This is a genomic window from Vibrio sp. C8 (genome assembly GCF_054051265.1).
On record NZ_JBPAOE010000011.1, the window covers coordinates 315960 to 333379 of the forward strand.

Sequence of the window (17420 nt, forward strand, 5' to 3'; positions counted from 1 at the left end):
AATCGCGAATTTAGGTGGCATATAGAAAAGATAAGGGCGTCTTACTTAGGTAAGACGCCCTTATTATTTAATGTTTGTCGTCAACAATAACGGCAGGTTTTTTCTTAAACTTCTCACGCAGTGTCTGCATCATCACGAAGAACACGGGGGTGAGTAGTGTGCCAACAAAGGTTGACAAGATCATGCCCCCAAACACAGCGAAACCGAGGGAATGGCGTGATGCGGCACCCGCACCAGATGCGATCACCAGTGGGAATACACCCCAGATAAAAGCAAACGCAGTCATCTGTACTGCTCGGAAACGGATTCGAGCTGCTTCCATCGCCGCCTCAAGAATTGAGAGCCCTTTGTTTTCGCGCAGAACTTTGGCGAATTCAACGATCAAAATTGCTACCTTGGCGGACATACCTATCAATATCACCACACCAATTTGTACATACAGGTCGAAGGCTTGGCCTGCCATTATCAATGCTGCAACCGCGCCCAATACCGCCACAGGTACCGCCATCATTACCGCAGCCGGAATGGTCCAACTCTCATACTGAGCAACTAAGAATAGGTAGGTGAAGATCAAAGAGAGCGCAAACGCAATTGGTGCCATGTTGCCAGCTTTCATTTCTTGATAGGTCATACCCGACCATTCGTACGAATAGCCACTTGGCAGTTCTTCAGCAGCCAGCTTCTCAATCGCTTTCACCACATCGCCGGAACTGAAGCCTGGGGCTGGCGCACCATTGACAGTAGCTGCGCTGAACATGTTGTAGTTTGAGAGTGTATCTGGGCCGAAAATAGGTTTGATTTTTATCAGTGTACCCAATGGCACCATATTTCCTGTCGCACTTCGCACATAGAGATTTCCGATATCATCAATATTGTCGCGATATTGTTGTTCTGCTTGAACTTTTACCTGATATGAACGACCAAATTTATTGAAATCGGAAATATAGGCACCACCCAGTTGCGACTGTAAGGTGGAGAATATTTCGTTCAATGGCACGCCCAATGAGATGGCTTTATCTCGGTCGACATCAATAAAACGCTGCGGAATATTGGCACGGAAGATTGAGAATGCTCTCGCTACTTCTGGCAGCTGGTTTATTTTTGCTACGAAATCCGCTGTTGTGCTCGCCAATTCTTGTGGAGAACGACCTAAGTTGTCTTGCAATACCAAGTTAAAACCATCAACGGCGCCCATGCCTTTAATTGCGGGTGTTGCGAATACAAACGAAGCTGCATCTGGGTTGGAATTGAGCATCTGATTAACTTTTTGCATCAGGGCTTGTTGTTGCAACGCTGGGTCTTTACGTTTGCTCCAGTTATCCAATTTGATGATTAACATACCTGAGTTGGGAATCGCAGCCATGTTAATCACCGAGAAGCCCGCTACGGAAACCACGTTTTCTACACCGTCGAGTTGGCGTAACTCATTCACGTATTTTTCCATCAATGGTGCTGTACGTTGCAAAGCGGCTGCGTCAGGTAAGCGCATTTCCACCATAAATACGCCCTTGTCTTCGTTAGGAACGAAAGCAGAAGGGATTTGCATAAAGCTGAAGGCCAGTGTGGCAATTAAAGCACTATAAATCGCTATGCTCAGAAACATACGTTGACCAAGAAAGCCTACAAGCCCTCGATATTTGGACGTAATCGCTTCAAAACCACGGTTAAACGCACGCAACGGAGCGATAGGGGTAGAATGCTCTGACTTCAACATCAAAGCGCACAATGCTGGTGTTAATGTTAGCGCGTTTACAGCCGAAATCAGTACGGATACACAAATGGTTACGGCGAACTGGTTGAACATTTTTCCTGAAATTCCCGGGAGCAAGGCAACCGGAACAAATACAGCAAGAAGGATCAAGGTTGTGGCCAGTACTGGCCCAGTGACTTCTTTCATCGCTTGGATGGTGGCGGGTATGGGGTCTAAATGTTCTTCATGTATGACCCTTTCGACGTTTTCGACCACGATGATGGCGTCATCCACCACGATACCGATGGCGAGAATCAGACCAAATAACGAAATGGTATTGATGGTCATACCCATAACGCCCATTACGGCAAAGGTCGCAATAATTGAAACCGGAATCGCAAGTGTTGGGATAATGGTTGCACGCCAGTTTTGCAGGAACACATATACGACCAATGTCACCAGCAACACGGCAATAATCAGTGTCTCATAAACTTCGTCAATTGATGTTTCTACGTACTCTGTTGAGTCGTAGGCGATGTCATAAACGAGATCGTCAGGAAATGATTTCTCATATTGTTTCATCGCTTCTTTAATGCGTTCCATTACTGCCAATGCGTTAGCGGTAGGTAGTTGATAAAGTGCAAGAACCGCAGCTGGTTGGTTATTCATTCGGCCATCGGCTTCATAGCCCTGAGCGCCGACTTCAATACGTGCCACATCTTTTAGACGAATTAGTGAGCCATTCGCATTGGCTTTAACGATGATGTTTTCAAATTCTTCCGTGGTTTGTAATCGCCCTTTAACTTGTAAAACATACTGATGTTGTTGTTCGTCTGGAGCCGGCATACCACCAATTTTACCGGCTGCGACTTGTACGTTTTGCGTTTTTATCGCACTAATTACATCCGATGCAGAGAGCTTTAGAGACGCCAGTTTATTCGGTTGTAGCCAAACACGCATGGAATAGTCTTTTTTGCCCAACAAGGCAATATCACTCATCCCTTCAATGCGTTTTAAGCGTTCAACGATATTCAGGTCTGCATAGTTTGAAAGGTAGATACTATCGTGCGTCTGTTTTGGTGATCGTAAAGTGATAACACCGAGCATATCGGAAGACTTTTTACGAACAGTGACACCTATTTGGTTAACTTCTTGCGGTAGAGAGGAAGACGCTTGAGAGACAAGGTTGTTGACACGAACTTGTGCCATATCGCCATCAGCACCAACACGGAAATAAACCCGCAAGGTATACGATCCATCGTTACCGATAACGGATGACATATATATCATGTCTTCAACCCCGTTGACTTTCGCTTCAATCGGCTGAGCAACGGTTTTTTTTACCACATCAGCACTTGCTCCGGGATACATGGTGCTGACGGTAATAACAGTAGGTGAAATTTGTGGATATTCCGAAATGGGCAATACTTTTAGTGCGATAAGCCCCATCAGCGTCATCGCTAACGAAATAACCAATGCAAATTTAGGTCGATAGATAAAAAATTTACTTAACATAATTGTGCCTAACTCGCCTTATTCGCTGGTTCGCTGATATCGTTGGCTTGCACTTTCATGCCGACACGAACTTTTTGTAATCCTTTCACAATCACTTTGTCGTTTTCTGCCAATCCGGCTGTCACTGCTTTGTTGGTACCGTATGTTTGCCCCAAGTCGATCTCACGTCGAGCAACGACGCTGTCTTTGTTCACCACCATTACGTAGTCACCAGACTGGTCTTGCTGCACTGATGCGGCAGGGACGAGTAACCCTTCTATGGTTTTGCCTTTGAGGCTAATGGTTAAGTTGCCGTACTCACCCGGCATCAGTGAGTATTTGGTATTGGCAAAGGTGGCTTCGGCTTGAATTGAACCAGTATCAAGATCGATTTTGTTGCCTACGGCGTAAATTTTACCGTCCGCTGGGTATTCACTGCCGTCTGATAAATTTAGGGCCAAGTCCACATCGAGCTTTCCGTCTTCAGCTCTTACTGCATCGACAACGTTGCGTATGCGTCGATAAAGTTTTTCATCAATATTGAATCGAAAGTGGATGGGATCAATTTGTGTTAGAGAAACTAAAGGTTTTAGCTGCAATGTCGTGATGCGGTCACCCACACGATAGTTGCTAAATCCGACACGACCAGAAAAAGGAGCTCGAATGGTTGAAAATTCAAGGTCTAGCTGCGCTGAAAGCAACGAAGCTTCCGCACCTTTCATTGACGCTGTGGCAGTCGCCTGCTTAGCGATGGCATCATCGTACTGTTGTTCACTGATGCTTTTATCTTTAATCAGCTTCTTCGCTCGGTCTGCTTCGCGGTTAGCAAGAGAGAGTTCTGCCTGTGCTTTTTGTATTGATGCTTTTGCGTATGCCAGTGCAGCCTTATAGGGGCGAGGGTCGATTTGAAACAATACCTGATCTTTCTCCACCATATCGCCATCTTTAAAGTGAACTTCAGTCAGTTCTCCATTCACTCTTGGCATAATATCTATGTCGTTCTCGGCGACTGTTCTGCCAATAAATGAGTGGTAAGGCGTAATTTCCGAAGCCTGCATTGTTACGGTTTCGACGATTGGCGCGGTAACTTGCTGTTTTTGTGTGACGTCCTTACAGCCCAAAAGAAGTAGGGAAACAATAGCTGTAGAAGTTAGGACATACTTGTTGTCGAATCTCATTATTAGGACCTGTAGGTTTGATGGTTAATCTCTTAACGCAGCATTTTGCTGTCATTGGATGAGCCTGTTTTGAATAGACGACGTGGTTAACTTCCGTCTTAGCGGTGAGTTGTTCAACGCTAAGTCAGAAGCTTTTGGTTTTTATTGTTTTTGCGAATCTTGTTTGTAATAGAAAGTTACAATTCGCGTTGGGGCAATATTAAATAAAAGGAGGGGTTAAAAATGTCCGATAATGTTCAGTTTTGTAAATTCATCAGGAAAACCGCACTTGCCAATTTGGAAAGTTTAACTCTGATTTTGGGCAAAACAGGTTGGATCCAATAACGCAGCTCTAATGGCATTAAGCAGCTTGTTCAGGTGTTCAGGCTGGCTAATGTATGGCGGCATAATGTAAATCAAACGGCCGAATGGACGAATCCACACCCCCATCTCAACAAACAGAGCCTGAATATTTTCCATGTGGACAGGATGATGGGTTTCAATAACTCCAATAGCGCCTAGATAACGAACCTGTTTCACTTCTGAGTACGACTCAAACTGCACCAGTTCCTCGGCAAAATAAGCCTCAATCTGTTTAACCTGTTTTTGCCACTGTTGAGTGGCAATGATGTCTAAACTGGCTGAAGCTACAGCGCAAGCGAGTGGGTTACCCATAAACGTTGGGCCATGCATAAAGCAACCGGCTTCACCGCTACAAACCGTATCGGCAACTTTCTGCGTGGTCAGAGTGGCAGAAAGAGTCATATAGCCGCCGGTCAATGCTTTGCCTACACAGAGAATGTCTGGCTCTACATCGGCGTGTTCACAGGCAAACAGTTTCCCTGTTCTACCAAATCCTGTCGCGATTTCATCCAATATCAACAGCAGGTTGAATTCATCGCAGAGCTGTCGAACTTGGCGCAAAAATTCTGGGTGATAGATACGCATCCCTCCTGCACCTTGCACGATTGGTTCAAGAATCACAGCGGCTATCTGCTGGTGATGTTGGGTCAGCTTATGACGAAAATCATCAATATCAGACTCATCCCACTCTTGCCAAAAGTTGCCTTGTGGTGAGTTTGCAAAGATGTGCTCAGGAAGAAAGCCTTTATAAAGGCTGTGCATAGAGTTGTCGGGGTCAGTTACGGACATCGCAGCAAAGGTATCACCATGATATCCGTGACGTAGTGTGAGGAATTTTGAGCGGCTTTCGCCCTTGGCGTGCCAATACTGTAGCGCCATTTTCAGGCTAACTTCCACAGCAACAGATCCAGAATCTGCCAGAAATACTTGCTGCAAATTACTTGGAGCAAGTGAAAGGAGTTTCTTACACACATCAATGGCTGGCTGGTGGGTTATCCCGCCAAACATCACATGAGACATCTTATCGATCTGCAGATGCGCCGCCTGATTGAGCAGAGGGTGGTTGTAACCGTGTATCGCTGACCACCAGGAAGACATGCCATCAACCAGCTGATCTCCTTGCTCTAAATAGAGATGAACACCTTCTGCATGTGTCACGGGGTAGCAGGTCAGAGGTGTCAGCGTTGAAGTGTAAGGATGCCATATATGCTGGCGATCAAAGGTTAAGTCCATTCTAAACTCGCAATTAATGTGATTAAAAAATAATCTAACGTAAACCTTGTGGGATCTATTGTGTTGACAGTTTATCGCGTGTCGTTAGACTAACCAAGCATAAATGCCTAGAAGCGTTCGGTTTTTGATCGGCGAGTTAAGCGAGATAAGAGCCCTCAGTGAGAAAGGCACACAACAAAAATTATCAAAAAGGATTACACGTGGATATTCGTCACAACTGGACAGTGTCTGAAGTAAAAACACTGCTTGAAAAACCTTTTATGGATCTGCTTTTCGAAGCTCAGTTGGTTCATCGTCAGTACCAGCCTCACAACCATGTTCAAGTGAGTACCTTGTTGTCGATCAAAACCGGCGCTTGTCCTGAAGACTGCAAATATTGTCCTCAAAGCGCGCATTATCGTACCGATGTGGAGAAAGAACGCTTAATGGAAGTTGAGCGAGTGCTTGATGCCGCGCAGAAAGCGAAAAATTCAGGTTCAACACGTTTCTGTATGGGTGCCGCGTGGAAAAACCCGAAAAGCAGAGATATGCCATACCTTAAAGAGATGATTTCAGGTGTGAAAAATATGGGTTTAGAAACCTGTATGACGCTGGGAATGCTCAATGCAGAACAAGCGAGTGAACTGGCTGAAGCTGGTTTGGATTATTACAACCACAACCTTGATACCTCACCGGAATATTACGGAAACATCATCACAACCCGTACCTATCAGGACCGATTAGACACGCTCTCTCACGTACGCGAAGCAGGCATGAAAATCTGCTCCGGTGGCATTATTGGTATGGGCGAAAGCACAAACGACCGCGCGGGTTTACTGGTTGAACTGGCTAACTTATCGGTTCATCCAGAAAGTGTACCTATTAACATGCTGGTGAAAGTACAAGGTACACCGCTGGAAGATGTTGAAGATGTTGAACCGTTTGACTTCATTCGTTTGATCGCGGTGGCTCGTATCATGATGCCTAAGTCTGCGGTGCGTTTATCGGCAGGGCGCGAAAAAATGAACGAGCAGATGCAGGCTCTTTGTTTTATGGCGGGCGCAAACTCAATATTCTACGGTTGCAAGTTATTAACCACACCAAACCCTGCAGAAGATAGCGATATGTTGTTGTTTAAAAAGCTTGGAATTAACAGCCAGCAAGTAGCGCAGAAACCGGATGAAATCGCTGAAAATGAGCTGCTTGATCGCGTAGTAGAACGCGTTGCCTCTCGTCCAACTGCCGACGATTTGTTCTATGACGCAACAGTTTAGAGCTCGCGTTCAAGAGGCGTTGCTCGAACGGGAAACTCTAGGTTTAACTCGCTCGCTTCAGGTACTAGATGGCGGAAATCAGGTCTCAACTCAGTGTGGTGACACTGAGTTTATCAACTTCTCCAGCAACGACTATCTGGGTCTTGCCAGTGATAAAGCGTTGACGAGTGCGTGGCAAACTGGACTGGATATTTATGGCGCAGGAAGCGGCGCTTCTCCTCTGGTGACTGGATTCTCTGTGGCGCATGCCAGTTTGGAACGCTCGCTATGTGAGTGGCTTGGCTTTGATCGAGCAATATTGTTTGGTTCTGGCTTCAGTGCTAATCAGGCGTTGCTTTTTACTCTGATGCACAAAGAAGATCTGCTACTACAAGATAAGCTAAATCATGCTTCATTAATGGAAGCTGGGATGCTTTGCCAAGCAACAATGAAGCGCTTTAAGCACAACGATGTCCTGCACTTATCTCAACTGCTCTCTGGTGATCAGAATGCGTTGGTGGTGACAGAAGGCGTCTTTAGTATGGATGGCGACATCTCTCCACTGAAGGAATTTCATCAACTAACACGAAACAATGCTTGGTTGATGGTCGATGATGCCCATGGTGTGGGCGTTTTAGGCGAAGATGGCGCCGGCAGTTGTAATGCTGCGGGCATCCAACCCGAGATACTGGTAGTGACGTTCGGCAAAGCATTCGGACTCTCTGGTGCGGCTATTCTGTGCAGTGAAGAAGTAGGGAACTATCTAACTCAGTTCGCACGACATCATGTCTATTCGACGGCCATTCCTCCAGCACAGGCTTATGCCATTACTCACGCCGTTGGCATGATTCAAACTCAGCAATGGCGACGCGAAAAGCTTCATGAGCTGTCTCAGGTTTATGATGAACTATTGCAGTCAGTTGGGGGCTATGTCGCGACATCTACACCAATCAAACCTTTTATTTTGGGTAAATCTCAACAGGCACTAAACGTTACGCGACAACTGAAAGATAAGGGATTTTGGATGACGGCTATTCGACCGCCAACGGTTCCTGAAGGCTCAGCTCGATTGCGTATCACGCTGACGGCCAATCACAGTATCGAAGATATCACGGCGTTAGCCAACGCTTTATCTCAGTGTATGGAGTCAAACAAATGAGTGAACTTGCCTTACGCTCAGAGATTGAAAGCAAAGATAAATCTGCTATTTCAAGCGCCTTTAGCAAAGCCGCCTCGACCTATGATAAGCACGCGGCATTTCAGCGCGATGTTGGTCATCGTCTATTGAATCAACTACCCGCAGATTTATCAGGGCTTCGGGTTCTCGATTTGGGCTGTGGGACTGGCTACTTTTCAAAACTACTTAAACAGCTAGGGGCGAATGTAGTGTGCGCCGATCTCTCTCCGGTCATGCTTGAGCAGGCGAGAGAGCGTTGTGGTGAGGATTCGGTCACGTATGTTCATGCCGATGCGGAAGAACTGCCTTTTCCTTCTGGCGAGTTTGATATTGTTTTTTCAAGTCTGGCTCTTCAGTGGTGCGATGATTTATCTACGCCTCTGGCGGAAATACGACGTGTACTCAAACCATTAGGTCGTGGTTACTTTTCTACTTTGCTTGATGGCTCTTTGGCTGAGCTTAAGCAGTCATGGCGGAAAATTGATTCTCATCAACATGTTAATGAGTTCATTTCTTTCAATCAGGTAAAAATTGCGTTAGCGCAAGCCGAGCTTCCTAAGCATCACTTAAACTTGGCCGAGATGATTGTTTGGTATGACACCGCTTTTGAACTGATGCGCGATCTAAAGGGCATCGGGGCGAATCATATCCATTCAAGATCTCAGGGGTTGACGGGAAGGCGGGCACTGATTCAAGTAGAGCAGGCCTACGAGCGATTTCGAAGTCAGCAAGGTTCTTTACCTGCAACATATCAGGTTTGTTTAGGGGTAATTTATCGATGATAAATGCATTTTTTATTGCGGGTACGGACACCGATGTTGGTAAAACAGTGGCTTCAAAAGCGATATTGCAAGCGATTGCCAGTAAGGGCTTTACAACAATTGGCTATAAACCAGTAGCCGCGGGTTGTGAGAGAACAGAGCAAGGTTTACGAAACTCTGACGCTCTTCATCTCATGAAAGTAGCAACACAAGAAATGCCGTATGACGACGTCAATCCATACGCGCTAGAATTGCCTGCATCGCCACACATTGCAGCTAGGCACGAGAATCTGACTATCGATTACAAGGTGTTGAGTGACAAGCTCGCTTACCTGAAAACGAAAGCGGATACCGTATTGATTGAAGGTGCAGGTGGCTGGCGAGTGCCAGTCTCTGACACAGATTGTTTATCGTCTTGGGTCAAACAAGAGAAACTACCCGTTGTACTAGTGGTGGGTGTGAAACTTGGCTGTTTAAGTCACGCTCTGCTTACGGCTGAAAGTATTGAAGCGGATGGTTTGACGATTGTTGGGTGGGTAGCAAACCGGATTAACCCGGGCACCGAGCACTACGCTGAAATTATTGAGGTGTTGGAATCTCGTATTCGTGCGCCAAAACTTGGCGAAATCCCATATATTCCAAGCGCTAAACGTACTGAACTTGGTAAATACATCAATCTTGAACCTTTGATGGAAAAAGAGCTCGCGTAGCTGGGTTCTAAACCAAGTATCCTGAGATAGCTTGGGGACAGACAAAACAAAAAGGGCTGCAGATTATGCAGCCCTTTTTAGAATCTGTTTAATTACATTTCTTTGTTCAAACCAAGCATAGCGAATGCTTGTTGAGTTTCAGCGATATGTTGCTGCACAGATTGTTCCTGACCAATACCCAGTTGCAACTTCGCTTCTTCTTCAGTTAAGCCTAAATGGCAGCGGAGTAGGTCGATTGCCATTTTATAACTTTGAGCTTCAGCCATGATGATATCCTTCGTTATGATGTCTCTCTCACTGCTCGGAATTTAATCTCTTTCGACCTGTGCCTCAATACGACAAAAGTCTAACTTCCTACAGATCGGATCTGTTTACATTGTAGCCACATAATTGACATTAAATGTTTCAATTTAACACTTAACCTTGTTTTTTAAATCGCAGACACTATGTATTAGAAAACTCCTGAAGCCTTTGAGTGGGATACCTTACTGGTTTTGGGTTAATAGTCAGCTTTCCTCAACGGAGATAATTAATGAAGCGAGTATTGTTATTCCTGGCAACCAACCTAGCCGTCGTAATGGTGCTAAGTGTGGTTTTGAATATTGTTTATGCCACTACAGGGATGCAACCGGGTAGTTTGTCTGGCTTGCTCGTAATGGCAGCCGTGTTTGGTTTCGGCGGTTCATTTATTTCACTTTTGATGTCAAAGAGGATGGCTCTGAGCTCGGTGGGTGGTGTTGTAATTGAAAACCCACGTAACGAAATGGAGCACTGGCTAGTGGAAACGGTGAAGCGTCAGTCGCAGCAAGCAGGTATTGGTATGCCTACTGTTGCTATTTACGACTCTCCAGACATGAACGCATTCGCAACGGGCGCAAAACGTGATGATTCGTTAGTAGCGGTTTCTACAGGTCTACTACATAACATGACGCGTGATGAAGCCGAAGCTGTGCTTGCTCATGAAGTTAGCCACATTGCAAACGGCGATATGGTTACCATGACTTTGATGCAAGGTGTTGTGAACACATTCGTGATCTTCTTGTCGCGCTTCATTGCAAACATTGTTGCTTCTCGCAACAGTGATGAAGAGGGTCAGGGTAGCAACATGATGGTGTACTTCGGTGTCTCTATGGTGCTTGAATTGGTTTTAGGCTTCCTAGCAAGCTTCATTACCATGTGGTACAGCCGTCATCGTGAGTTCCATGCTGATGCGGGCGCTGCTCAATTGGTGGGTAAGCACAAGATGATTGCGGCACTAGAGCGTTTGAAGATGAGCTACGAACCTCAATTGGAAGGTTCTATGATGGCGTTCGGTATCAACGGTAAGCGTACGATGACTGAGCTACTGATGAGCCATCCACCGCTTGATAAACGTATTGCTGCATTGCGCAATTCTTAATCCTAAGAGCCAGCCTTCGAGCTGGCTTTTTTGTGCCTTCACTTTGGTACCTTACGATCTTCTCAAAAATCCTTGCTAAAGAATTCTTACAAAAAGTTGTACAAATATATTTTTGTACAACTTTTCTTTGTGCGCTATCCTAACACTTAACTTATACGGAAAATAAATTTGTACAGGTTTGGCGAATATGGATATCCAAGTTATTGCCCAGTTTTATCAGCAACTCAGTAAAGACAATTTGCATTTGCTGCCAGAGGTTTATCACCAGCAGGTGGTATTTGAAGATGCGGCGCATCGGATAGAAGGGCTGGAAGCACTGCAAAACTATTTTGCTAACCTTTATCAGAATGTTGAGCGATGTGAGTTTTCAATTGCCGAACAACATCAGTCTAACAATGACGGATTTATCACTTGGACCATGCATTTGCAGCACCCCAAGTTATCTGGCGGCAATCCAATTGATGTTAATGGTATGAGCCATCTTAAGTTTGCCGATGGCAAGGTTATATCCCACCGAGATTACTTTGATCTGGGCGAAATGCTTTACGAGCACATCCCTTTACTTGGTGGAGTCATTAGAAGCATTAAGCGGAGGCTGGGCCAATGAGTGCAGTACTGATTACTGGGGCGACATCTGGCATTGGACAGCAATTGGCGTTGGATTATGCCAAACGAGGCTGGAAAGTCATAGCTTGTGGGAGAAATAAAGAATCTTTGGCTAAGCTTGATGAAGCATATCCAAACATTGAGACTTGCGAGTTTGATATTACGGACCGAGTGCAGACATTCAATGCACTGCGCAGTTTACCGTTGACTCCAGACCTTTGGCTTCTTAACGCGGGTAATTGTGAATATATCGATAATGGAGAAATGGACTCGAAACTGGTTGAGCGAGTGTTTCAAACCAATGTGTTCGGTTTGACTAATATTATTGAAGCGATAGAACCTCATTTAGTTTCAGGGCACAGAGTGGCGGTGGTGAGTTCAATTGCCAGTGAGTTAGCGTTGCCGAGAGCGGAAGCCTATGGTGCATCCAAAGCTGCTGTCGGCTACATCGCACGCTCATTGCGCTTGGATTGGCGCGACCGAGGCGTGGAAGTGTCTACCATTTTCCCAGGATTCGTGGATACGCCGCTAACCGCGAAAAACACTTTTTCTATGCCTATGCTCATCAGTGTTGAACAAGCATCAGAAGCGATTCAGAAAGGTTTAGATAAAGGGTTAGCTAACATTTATTTCCCTAAACGTTTTACATGGATTCTAAGAATACTGGGGTCATTACCTTACTCATGGCAGCACGCAGTGACTGGTCTGCTGTTTCGGTCTTAAAAGGAAAACAAGATGAAGATTGCAATTATTGGTACAGGTATTTCTGGTTTGTCTTGCGGTTACTATCTGCATAAACAGCACGACATTACGGTATTTGAAGCCAATGATTATATTGGTGGTCATACAGCCACGGTTGACGTTGAAGTTGGCGGAAAAACTTACGCGGTAGATACCGGTTTTATTGTTTATAACGATCGGACATATCCTAACTTCATTAGTTTAATGGCCGAATTAGGTGTGAAAACAACGCCGACTGAAATGAGTTTCAGTGTTCGTAATGATGCGAATGGTCTCGAATACAATGGTCATACAATCATGACTCTGTTTGCTCAGAAACGTAATTGGCTGAACCCTCGTTTCTATCAGTTTATTTCCGAAATTCTGCGTTTTAACAAGTTAGCCAAACAAGAAGCTAAGGAGTCTGAAGTCAATCTGCAAACTCTTGGGCAGTTTCTCAATCATCACGGCTTTTCGCATTATTTCTGTGAAAACTACATTCTTCCAATGGGCGCTGCTATTTGGTCATCGTCTCTGGCTGATATGCGTGCGTTTCCTCTCACGTTTTTCCTACGTTTTTTCTTAAATCACGGGCTGCTTGATATCAGCAATCGTCCTAAATGGAACGTTATTCAAGGCGGGTCTCGTTCTTACATCGAGCCACTTACCCAAGGGTTTAAGCAGAGTATTCGAACCAGTTCACCAGTCGACAAAGTAAAACGTGTTGCTGGTGGTGTTGAAGTGACAAGTCTTGGCAAAACTGAGTGGTTCGATGAAGTGGTTTTTGCTTGTCACAGCGATCAGGCGCTTTCGATGCTGGAAGACGCGACAGAAAGCGAGCAGCAAATCCTGTCTCAGCTCGGTTATCAGGCAAATGAAGTCATTTTGCATACCGACACCAATTTACTGCCTAAGCGTAAAGCGGCTTGGGCGTCATGGAACTATTGGTTGAGAGGGGATGAAGGGCAGGATTCTCACTTACCTTCACTCACCTATAACATGAATATTTTGCAGCATATTGATGCTCCAGAGACTTTCTGTGTGTCGCTAAATAGCAGTGAACACATCGACCCGAACAAGATTCTTCGCAGCTTTGTTTATCACCATCCAGTGTTTACCGAAGAGTCGATTAACGCGCAGCAACGTAAAGCAGAAATCAGCGGAGAAAATCATACTTGGTTCTGTGGTGCATACTGGCACAACGGTTTCCATGAAGATGGCGTGCGAAGTGCGTTGGATGTGGTGACCAATATTGCGCGCGTTAATGAAGCCAAGATGAAAGGGGCTGCGTAATGTCAGCCCTCAACAGCCAACTGCTTGTTGGGAGTGTAAGGCACAGACGCTTCACTCCTAAGAATCATGCGCTGACCTATTCCTTGTTTATGCCCTGCATTGACTTGGATGAATGGACTTCGTTGTCGAAAAAAGTTTGGGGACTTGGCGAAAAATGGTGGCACTGGGCAAGATTGCGCCGTGAAGACTACCTTGGAGAGGGAGAACTAAAACAGGCGGTACAAGATAAAGTATTTGAACTCACGGGCAACCGAATAGAAGGCAAGGTGCTTGCCGTGATTCACTTACGCTACTTAGGTATCTACTTCAGTCCTGTAAATTTCTATTACCTCTATGACGAAAATGGTGAGTGGTGTTATTTGCTGGCAGAAGTCAGCAACACTCCTTGGAATGAACGCCACTACTACGCAATACCAGCTGACATGGGCGCTGACGGAGAGAACTGGCAACATGACAAAGCGTTTCACGTTTCTCCGTTTAATCCGATAGATCAGCAGTACCAGTGGAAGTTAAAGCCGTTGACTGAGTCTTTAATGGTGCATTTGGAATGTCATCGCGAAGGTAAAGCATTCGACGCAACTCTGGCTATGAAAGGCCAAGAATTTACCACCAAAGGTTTGCTTGCTTTGTTAGTAAAAACGCCGGTTATGGCGATAAAAGTGACATTAGGTATTTACTGGCATGCGCTGAAACTATGGATGAAAGGTGTGCCGATTCATGATCATCCGAACACACAAAAAAAAGAAAACAATCGTAGTAAGGAGAATACGCAATGATAAATGTGACTTCTATGGATATGCCAACCAGCTTATCTGCGTGGCAGAAAAGCGCTCGCAACGTTGCATTTAAATGTTTGCAGTACTTGGATGTCGGCAGCTTAACGATTGTGGAGTCTTTTTCTGATCAGGCGTCTAATCAGCAGCAGTTTGGTCATAAAAATCAAGATGAACCTAATGCAGTGATCTGGGTTAAGCATCCTGATTTTTATTCGCGACTATTGAAAGGTGGCAGCATTGCAGCCGCAGAAGCGTATATGGATGACTGGTGGGATAGCCCAAATCTAACGGCTTTAATGGAGCTCATGGCGAAAAACATGAGTGCGTTAGACAGAATCGAGCAACGAAGCAGTTGGTTGACGCAGTGGGCGTATAAGGTTGGTCATTGGTTTAAACGAAACTCAGTTGATCAGGCAAAAGAAAACATCGAAGCGCATTATGATCTGGGTAATGAACTTTACAAGACCTTCCTCGATAAACGAATGCTCTACTCAAGTGCGTTGTACTCGTCACCAAATGACACATTAGAGCAAGCGCAAATTAACAAGATGGAACGCCTCTGCCAGCAGTTACAACTGAAACCGAGTGATCATGTGATTGAAATCGGTACAGGTTGGGGCGCTATGGCGATTTACATGGCTCAAACTTACGGTTGCCATGTCACCACCACCACCATCTCGGAAGAACAATACAGTTATGCGAAAGAGCAAATTGAGCGAGCTGGTTTGGGTGACCGTGTCACCTTACTCAAGCAAGACTACCGATTGTTAGAAGGTCAGTACGATAAGCTGGTTTCTATCGAAATGATTGAAGCAGTGGGTAAGCAGTATCTTAAGTCTTACATCAAGAAGTGCCAGTCGTTACTAAAGCCAAAAGGTTTAATGGCAATACAAGCGATCACCATCGCCGATCAGCGTTACGACTATTACAGCAATAATGTTGATTTTATTCAGAAATATATTTTTCCGGGCGGATTTTTACCGTCGGTCACGGTACTGACTCAAACGGCTACTCAGCACAGTGATTTGATCACCAGAGATATTTTTGATTTAGGGCTCGATTATGCGCAGACGCTGAAAGACTGGAGACTACGTTTTGAACAGTCACTGGAGCAAGTTTCACTGCTCGGTTATGACGAACGCTTTATTCGTATGTGGCGTTACTACTTCTGTTATTGCGAAGGTGGCTTTAATGCGCGAACTATCAGCACCATCCATATGACGCTGCAACGAGGCTAACGGTGGGACGCTTATTTGTCGTATCACTCTGGTTCCAGATAATCTGGTTTCTCGCTGTTCTGGGACAGGAGCGCTTTCAGTGGCTGACTCTGGCTCTTGGGCTGGTGACGTTAGGTTACGCTTGGTATTCAAACCGTGATGATATTGGCAGGATATTAGCGCTTGGTGTCGGAGGAATCGTTTTAGATTCCTTCAATAGCGCTTTTGGCCTATTGGTATTTAAAAGTGCGCACGTACCAGTATGGCTAGCCGTTCTCTGGCTGGTGTTTGTCTGGTACGCAAGGCAATGGGTACCGCATTTAAGCAAATACCCCAAAGGATTGGTAATGTTATTTGTCGGCGTCTGTGGTGCTTTGAGTTACTGGGCTGGATATAAATTTTCAGCGGTTGAATTTTCATATTCCGTTGTTGGGTCACTTGCTGTTTTAACTCTGCAATGGGGTGGTGTAGCGTGGTTAATCATGAGGGTGTTTGTAAATGATTACTCAGTTTCGAACAAGAATCCTGACACTGCTAGCTCTCGTCAGCGTTAACGTCAGTGCAACGGGAAATGCAAATGATGTTGTTCGCCAATGGCAACAGTGGCCGATTGTCGGTCAGGCGACCCTTTCTTGGCTGTGGCTGGATATTTACTCATCTCAGTTACGTTCGCCTGATGGCAAATACAAACTAGAGGGTGATATTTCACCGCATCCTGTAGCGTTGGAAATTCGCTATCTCAGGGATATCAGTAGCACTCAGTTGCTCGAAGCAACAGAGGAGCAATGGCAAAAACAAGGTTTCAGCGATGAGAAGATAGCCTCTTGGATGCCAACTTTAACCGCTATTTTCCCCAGTGTGAAAACTGGTGAAAAGCTGATTTATGTTACGGATGGCACTGAGGGTGAGTTTGTCTATATCTCCAACGCTGGTGAACAGAAAGTGGTGGGAACGATAGACGATGAGTCACTGAATGATGCGTTTTTAGCCATTTGGTTATCACCTAAAACGGAATATCAAACCTTGCGCCAACAACTATTAGGGATGAATCGATGATGAGTTGGGTTAAAAAGAGTTTTGTGGCGTCAGTATTGCTGTTATTGACAGCATGCAGCGCCGAGTTATCGGATTATCATCAAAGCGAACCGAAATTCGACCTGTTCGGTTATTTCGAGGGCAACACGAAAGCTTGGGGAATGGTGCAAGATTATACCGACAAGCAGACTCGACGCTTTGAAGTGGATATTGAAGGGCATATTATCGGTAACACTCTGACACTGACCGAAGATTTTGTTTTTGACGATGGAGAGAAGAGTCAACGGGTCTGGGCTATTCAGCGTTCGTCGAATGGCTTCTATCTTGGGCGAGCTGACGATGTTATTGGTGACGCTATCGGGCAGGAAGTCGGCAATGCACTTCAATGGAAGTATGATTTCTTGTTAAAAATGGAAGATGGTGAAATTGAGGTGACTTTTGATGATTGGCTTTACCGCCAAGATGAAACTCGGGTATTTAACATCACCAAAATTAAAAAGTTTGGTATTGAAGTGGGGCAGGTAACGCTGTTCTTCGAAAAGAGTCAATAAATAAAC

Annotated in this window: 17 protein-coding genes; 13 read left to right on the plus strand and 4 right to left on the minus strand. The window is 45.2% G+C overall.

Going from position 1 to position 17420, the window contains the following annotated elements; all coding sequences use genetic code 11:
* Positions 1-67: 67 nt before the first annotated feature.
* The 3 genes from ACRQQK_RS07455 to bioA form a co-directional block, all read right to left on the minus strand.
* Positions 68-3205, minus strand: coding sequence for an efflux RND transporter permease subunit (locus ACRQQK_RS07455; protein WP_457510662.1), 3138 nt, complete (start codon positions 3203-3205; stop codon positions 68-70).
* Between the two features lie 8 nt (positions 3206-3213).
* Entirely contained in the window at positions 3214-4362 is a 1149-nt protein-coding gene (locus ACRQQK_RS07460; protein ID WP_457510663.1) for an efflux RND transporter periplasmic adaptor subunit, read from the minus strand.
* A 285-nt stretch (positions 4363-4647) separates the two neighbouring features.
* Positions 4648-5937, minus strand: coding sequence for an adenosylmethionine--8-amino-7-oxononanoate transaminase (gene bioA, locus ACRQQK_RS07465; protein WP_457510664.1), 1290 nt, complete (start codon positions 5935-5937; stop codon positions 4648-4650).
* A 200-nt stretch (positions 5938-6137) separates the two neighbouring features.
* Here bioA and bioB point away from each other — a divergent pair, with 200 nt between their 5' ends.
* Genes bioB through bioD form a run of 4 tightly spaced genes read left to right on the plus strand, consistent with a single transcriptional unit; the run spans position 6138 to position 9817 of the window.
* Positions 6138-7190, plus strand: coding sequence for a biotin synthase BioB (gene bioB, locus ACRQQK_RS07470; protein ID WP_457510665.1), 1053 nt, complete (start codon positions 6138-6140; stop codon positions 7188-7190).
* A complete protein-coding gene (gene bioF, locus ACRQQK_RS07475; RefSeq protein ID WP_457510666.1) occupies positions 7174-8328 on the plus strand; it encodes an 8-amino-7-oxononanoate synthase in 1155 nt (384 codons plus the stop codon). Before bioB ends, bioF begins: the two co-directional genes overlap by 17 nt.
* The gene (bioC, locus tag ACRQQK_RS07480) at positions 8325-9128 is read left to right on the plus strand and encodes a malonyl-ACP O-methyltransferase BioC (protein WP_457510667.1); all 804 of its coding nucleotides are present in this window, start codon (positions 8325-8327) and stop codon (positions 9126-9128) included. Before bioF ends, bioC begins: the two co-directional genes overlap by 4 nt.
* On the plus strand, positions 9125-9817 hold the full coding sequence (gene bioD, locus ACRQQK_RS07485) for a dethiobiotin synthase (RefSeq protein WP_457510668.1): 693 nt from the start codon (positions 9125-9127) through the stop codon (positions 9815-9817). The genes bioC and bioD overlap by 4 nt, the downstream gene beginning before the upstream one ends.
* A gap of 92 nt (positions 9818-9909) precedes the next feature.
* On the opposite strand, the gene ACRQQK_RS07490 is transcribed toward bioD, so the two are convergent.
* Complete coding sequence (locus ACRQQK_RS07490) at positions 9910-10083, minus strand: hypothetical protein (RefSeq protein WP_457510669.1); 174 nt, start codon at positions 10081-10083, stop codon at positions 9910-9912.
* Between the two features lie 266 nt (positions 10084-10349).
* On the opposite strand from ACRQQK_RS07490, the gene htpX reads away from it, so the two are divergent.
* From htpX to ACRQQK_RS07535, 9 genes are all read left to right on the plus strand, one after another.
* Complete coding sequence (gene htpX / locus ACRQQK_RS07495; RefSeq protein WP_457510670.1) at positions 10350-11216, plus strand: protease HtpX; 867 nt, start codon at positions 10350-10352, stop codon at positions 11214-11216.
* A 187-nt stretch (positions 11217-11403) separates the two neighbouring features.
* On the plus strand, positions 11404-11823 hold the full coding sequence (locus ACRQQK_RS07500) for a nuclear transport factor 2 family protein (RefSeq protein WP_457510671.1): 420 nt from the start codon (positions 11404-11406) through the stop codon (positions 11821-11823).
* The gene (locus ACRQQK_RS07505; protein WP_457510672.1) at positions 11820-12545 is read left to right on the plus strand and encodes an SDR family NAD(P)-dependent oxidoreductase; all 726 of its coding nucleotides are present in this window, start codon (positions 11820-11822) and stop codon (positions 12543-12545) included. The genes ACRQQK_RS07500 and ACRQQK_RS07505 overlap by 4 nt, the downstream gene beginning before the upstream one ends.
* A gap of 12 nt (positions 12546-12557) precedes the next feature.
* Positions 12558-13835: an NAD(P)/FAD-dependent oxidoreductase gene (locus ACRQQK_RS07510; RefSeq protein ID WP_457510673.1), complete on the plus strand. Its 1278-nt coding sequence runs from the start codon at positions 12558-12560 to the stop codon at positions 13833-13835.
* Complete coding sequence (locus ACRQQK_RS07515) at positions 13835-14611, plus strand: DUF1365 domain-containing protein (protein ID WP_457510674.1); 777 nt, start codon at positions 13835-13837, stop codon at positions 14609-14611. The genes ACRQQK_RS07510 and ACRQQK_RS07515 overlap by 1 nt, the downstream gene beginning before the upstream one ends.
* The gene (locus ACRQQK_RS07520) at positions 14608-15849 is read left to right on the plus strand and encodes a class I SAM-dependent methyltransferase (RefSeq protein ID WP_457510675.1); all 1242 of its coding nucleotides are present in this window, start codon (positions 14608-14610) and stop codon (positions 15847-15849) included. Before ACRQQK_RS07515 ends, ACRQQK_RS07520 begins: the two co-directional genes overlap by 4 nt.
* A gap of 2 nt (positions 15850-15851) precedes the next feature.
* A complete protein-coding gene (locus ACRQQK_RS07525) occupies positions 15852-16382 on the plus strand; it encodes a DUF2878 domain-containing protein (protein ID WP_457510676.1) in 531 nt (176 codons plus the stop codon).
* Positions 16327-16884: a chalcone isomerase family protein gene (locus ACRQQK_RS07530; protein WP_457510677.1), complete on the plus strand. Its 558-nt coding sequence runs from the start codon at positions 16327-16329 to the stop codon at positions 16882-16884. Before ACRQQK_RS07525 ends, ACRQQK_RS07530 begins: the two co-directional genes overlap by 56 nt.
* Positions 16884-17414, plus strand: coding sequence for a DUF3833 domain-containing protein (locus ACRQQK_RS07535; protein WP_457511104.1), 531 nt, complete (start codon positions 16884-16886; stop codon positions 17412-17414). The genes ACRQQK_RS07530 and ACRQQK_RS07535 overlap by 1 nt, the downstream gene beginning before the upstream one ends.
* Positions 17415-17420: the final 6 nt, after the last annotated feature.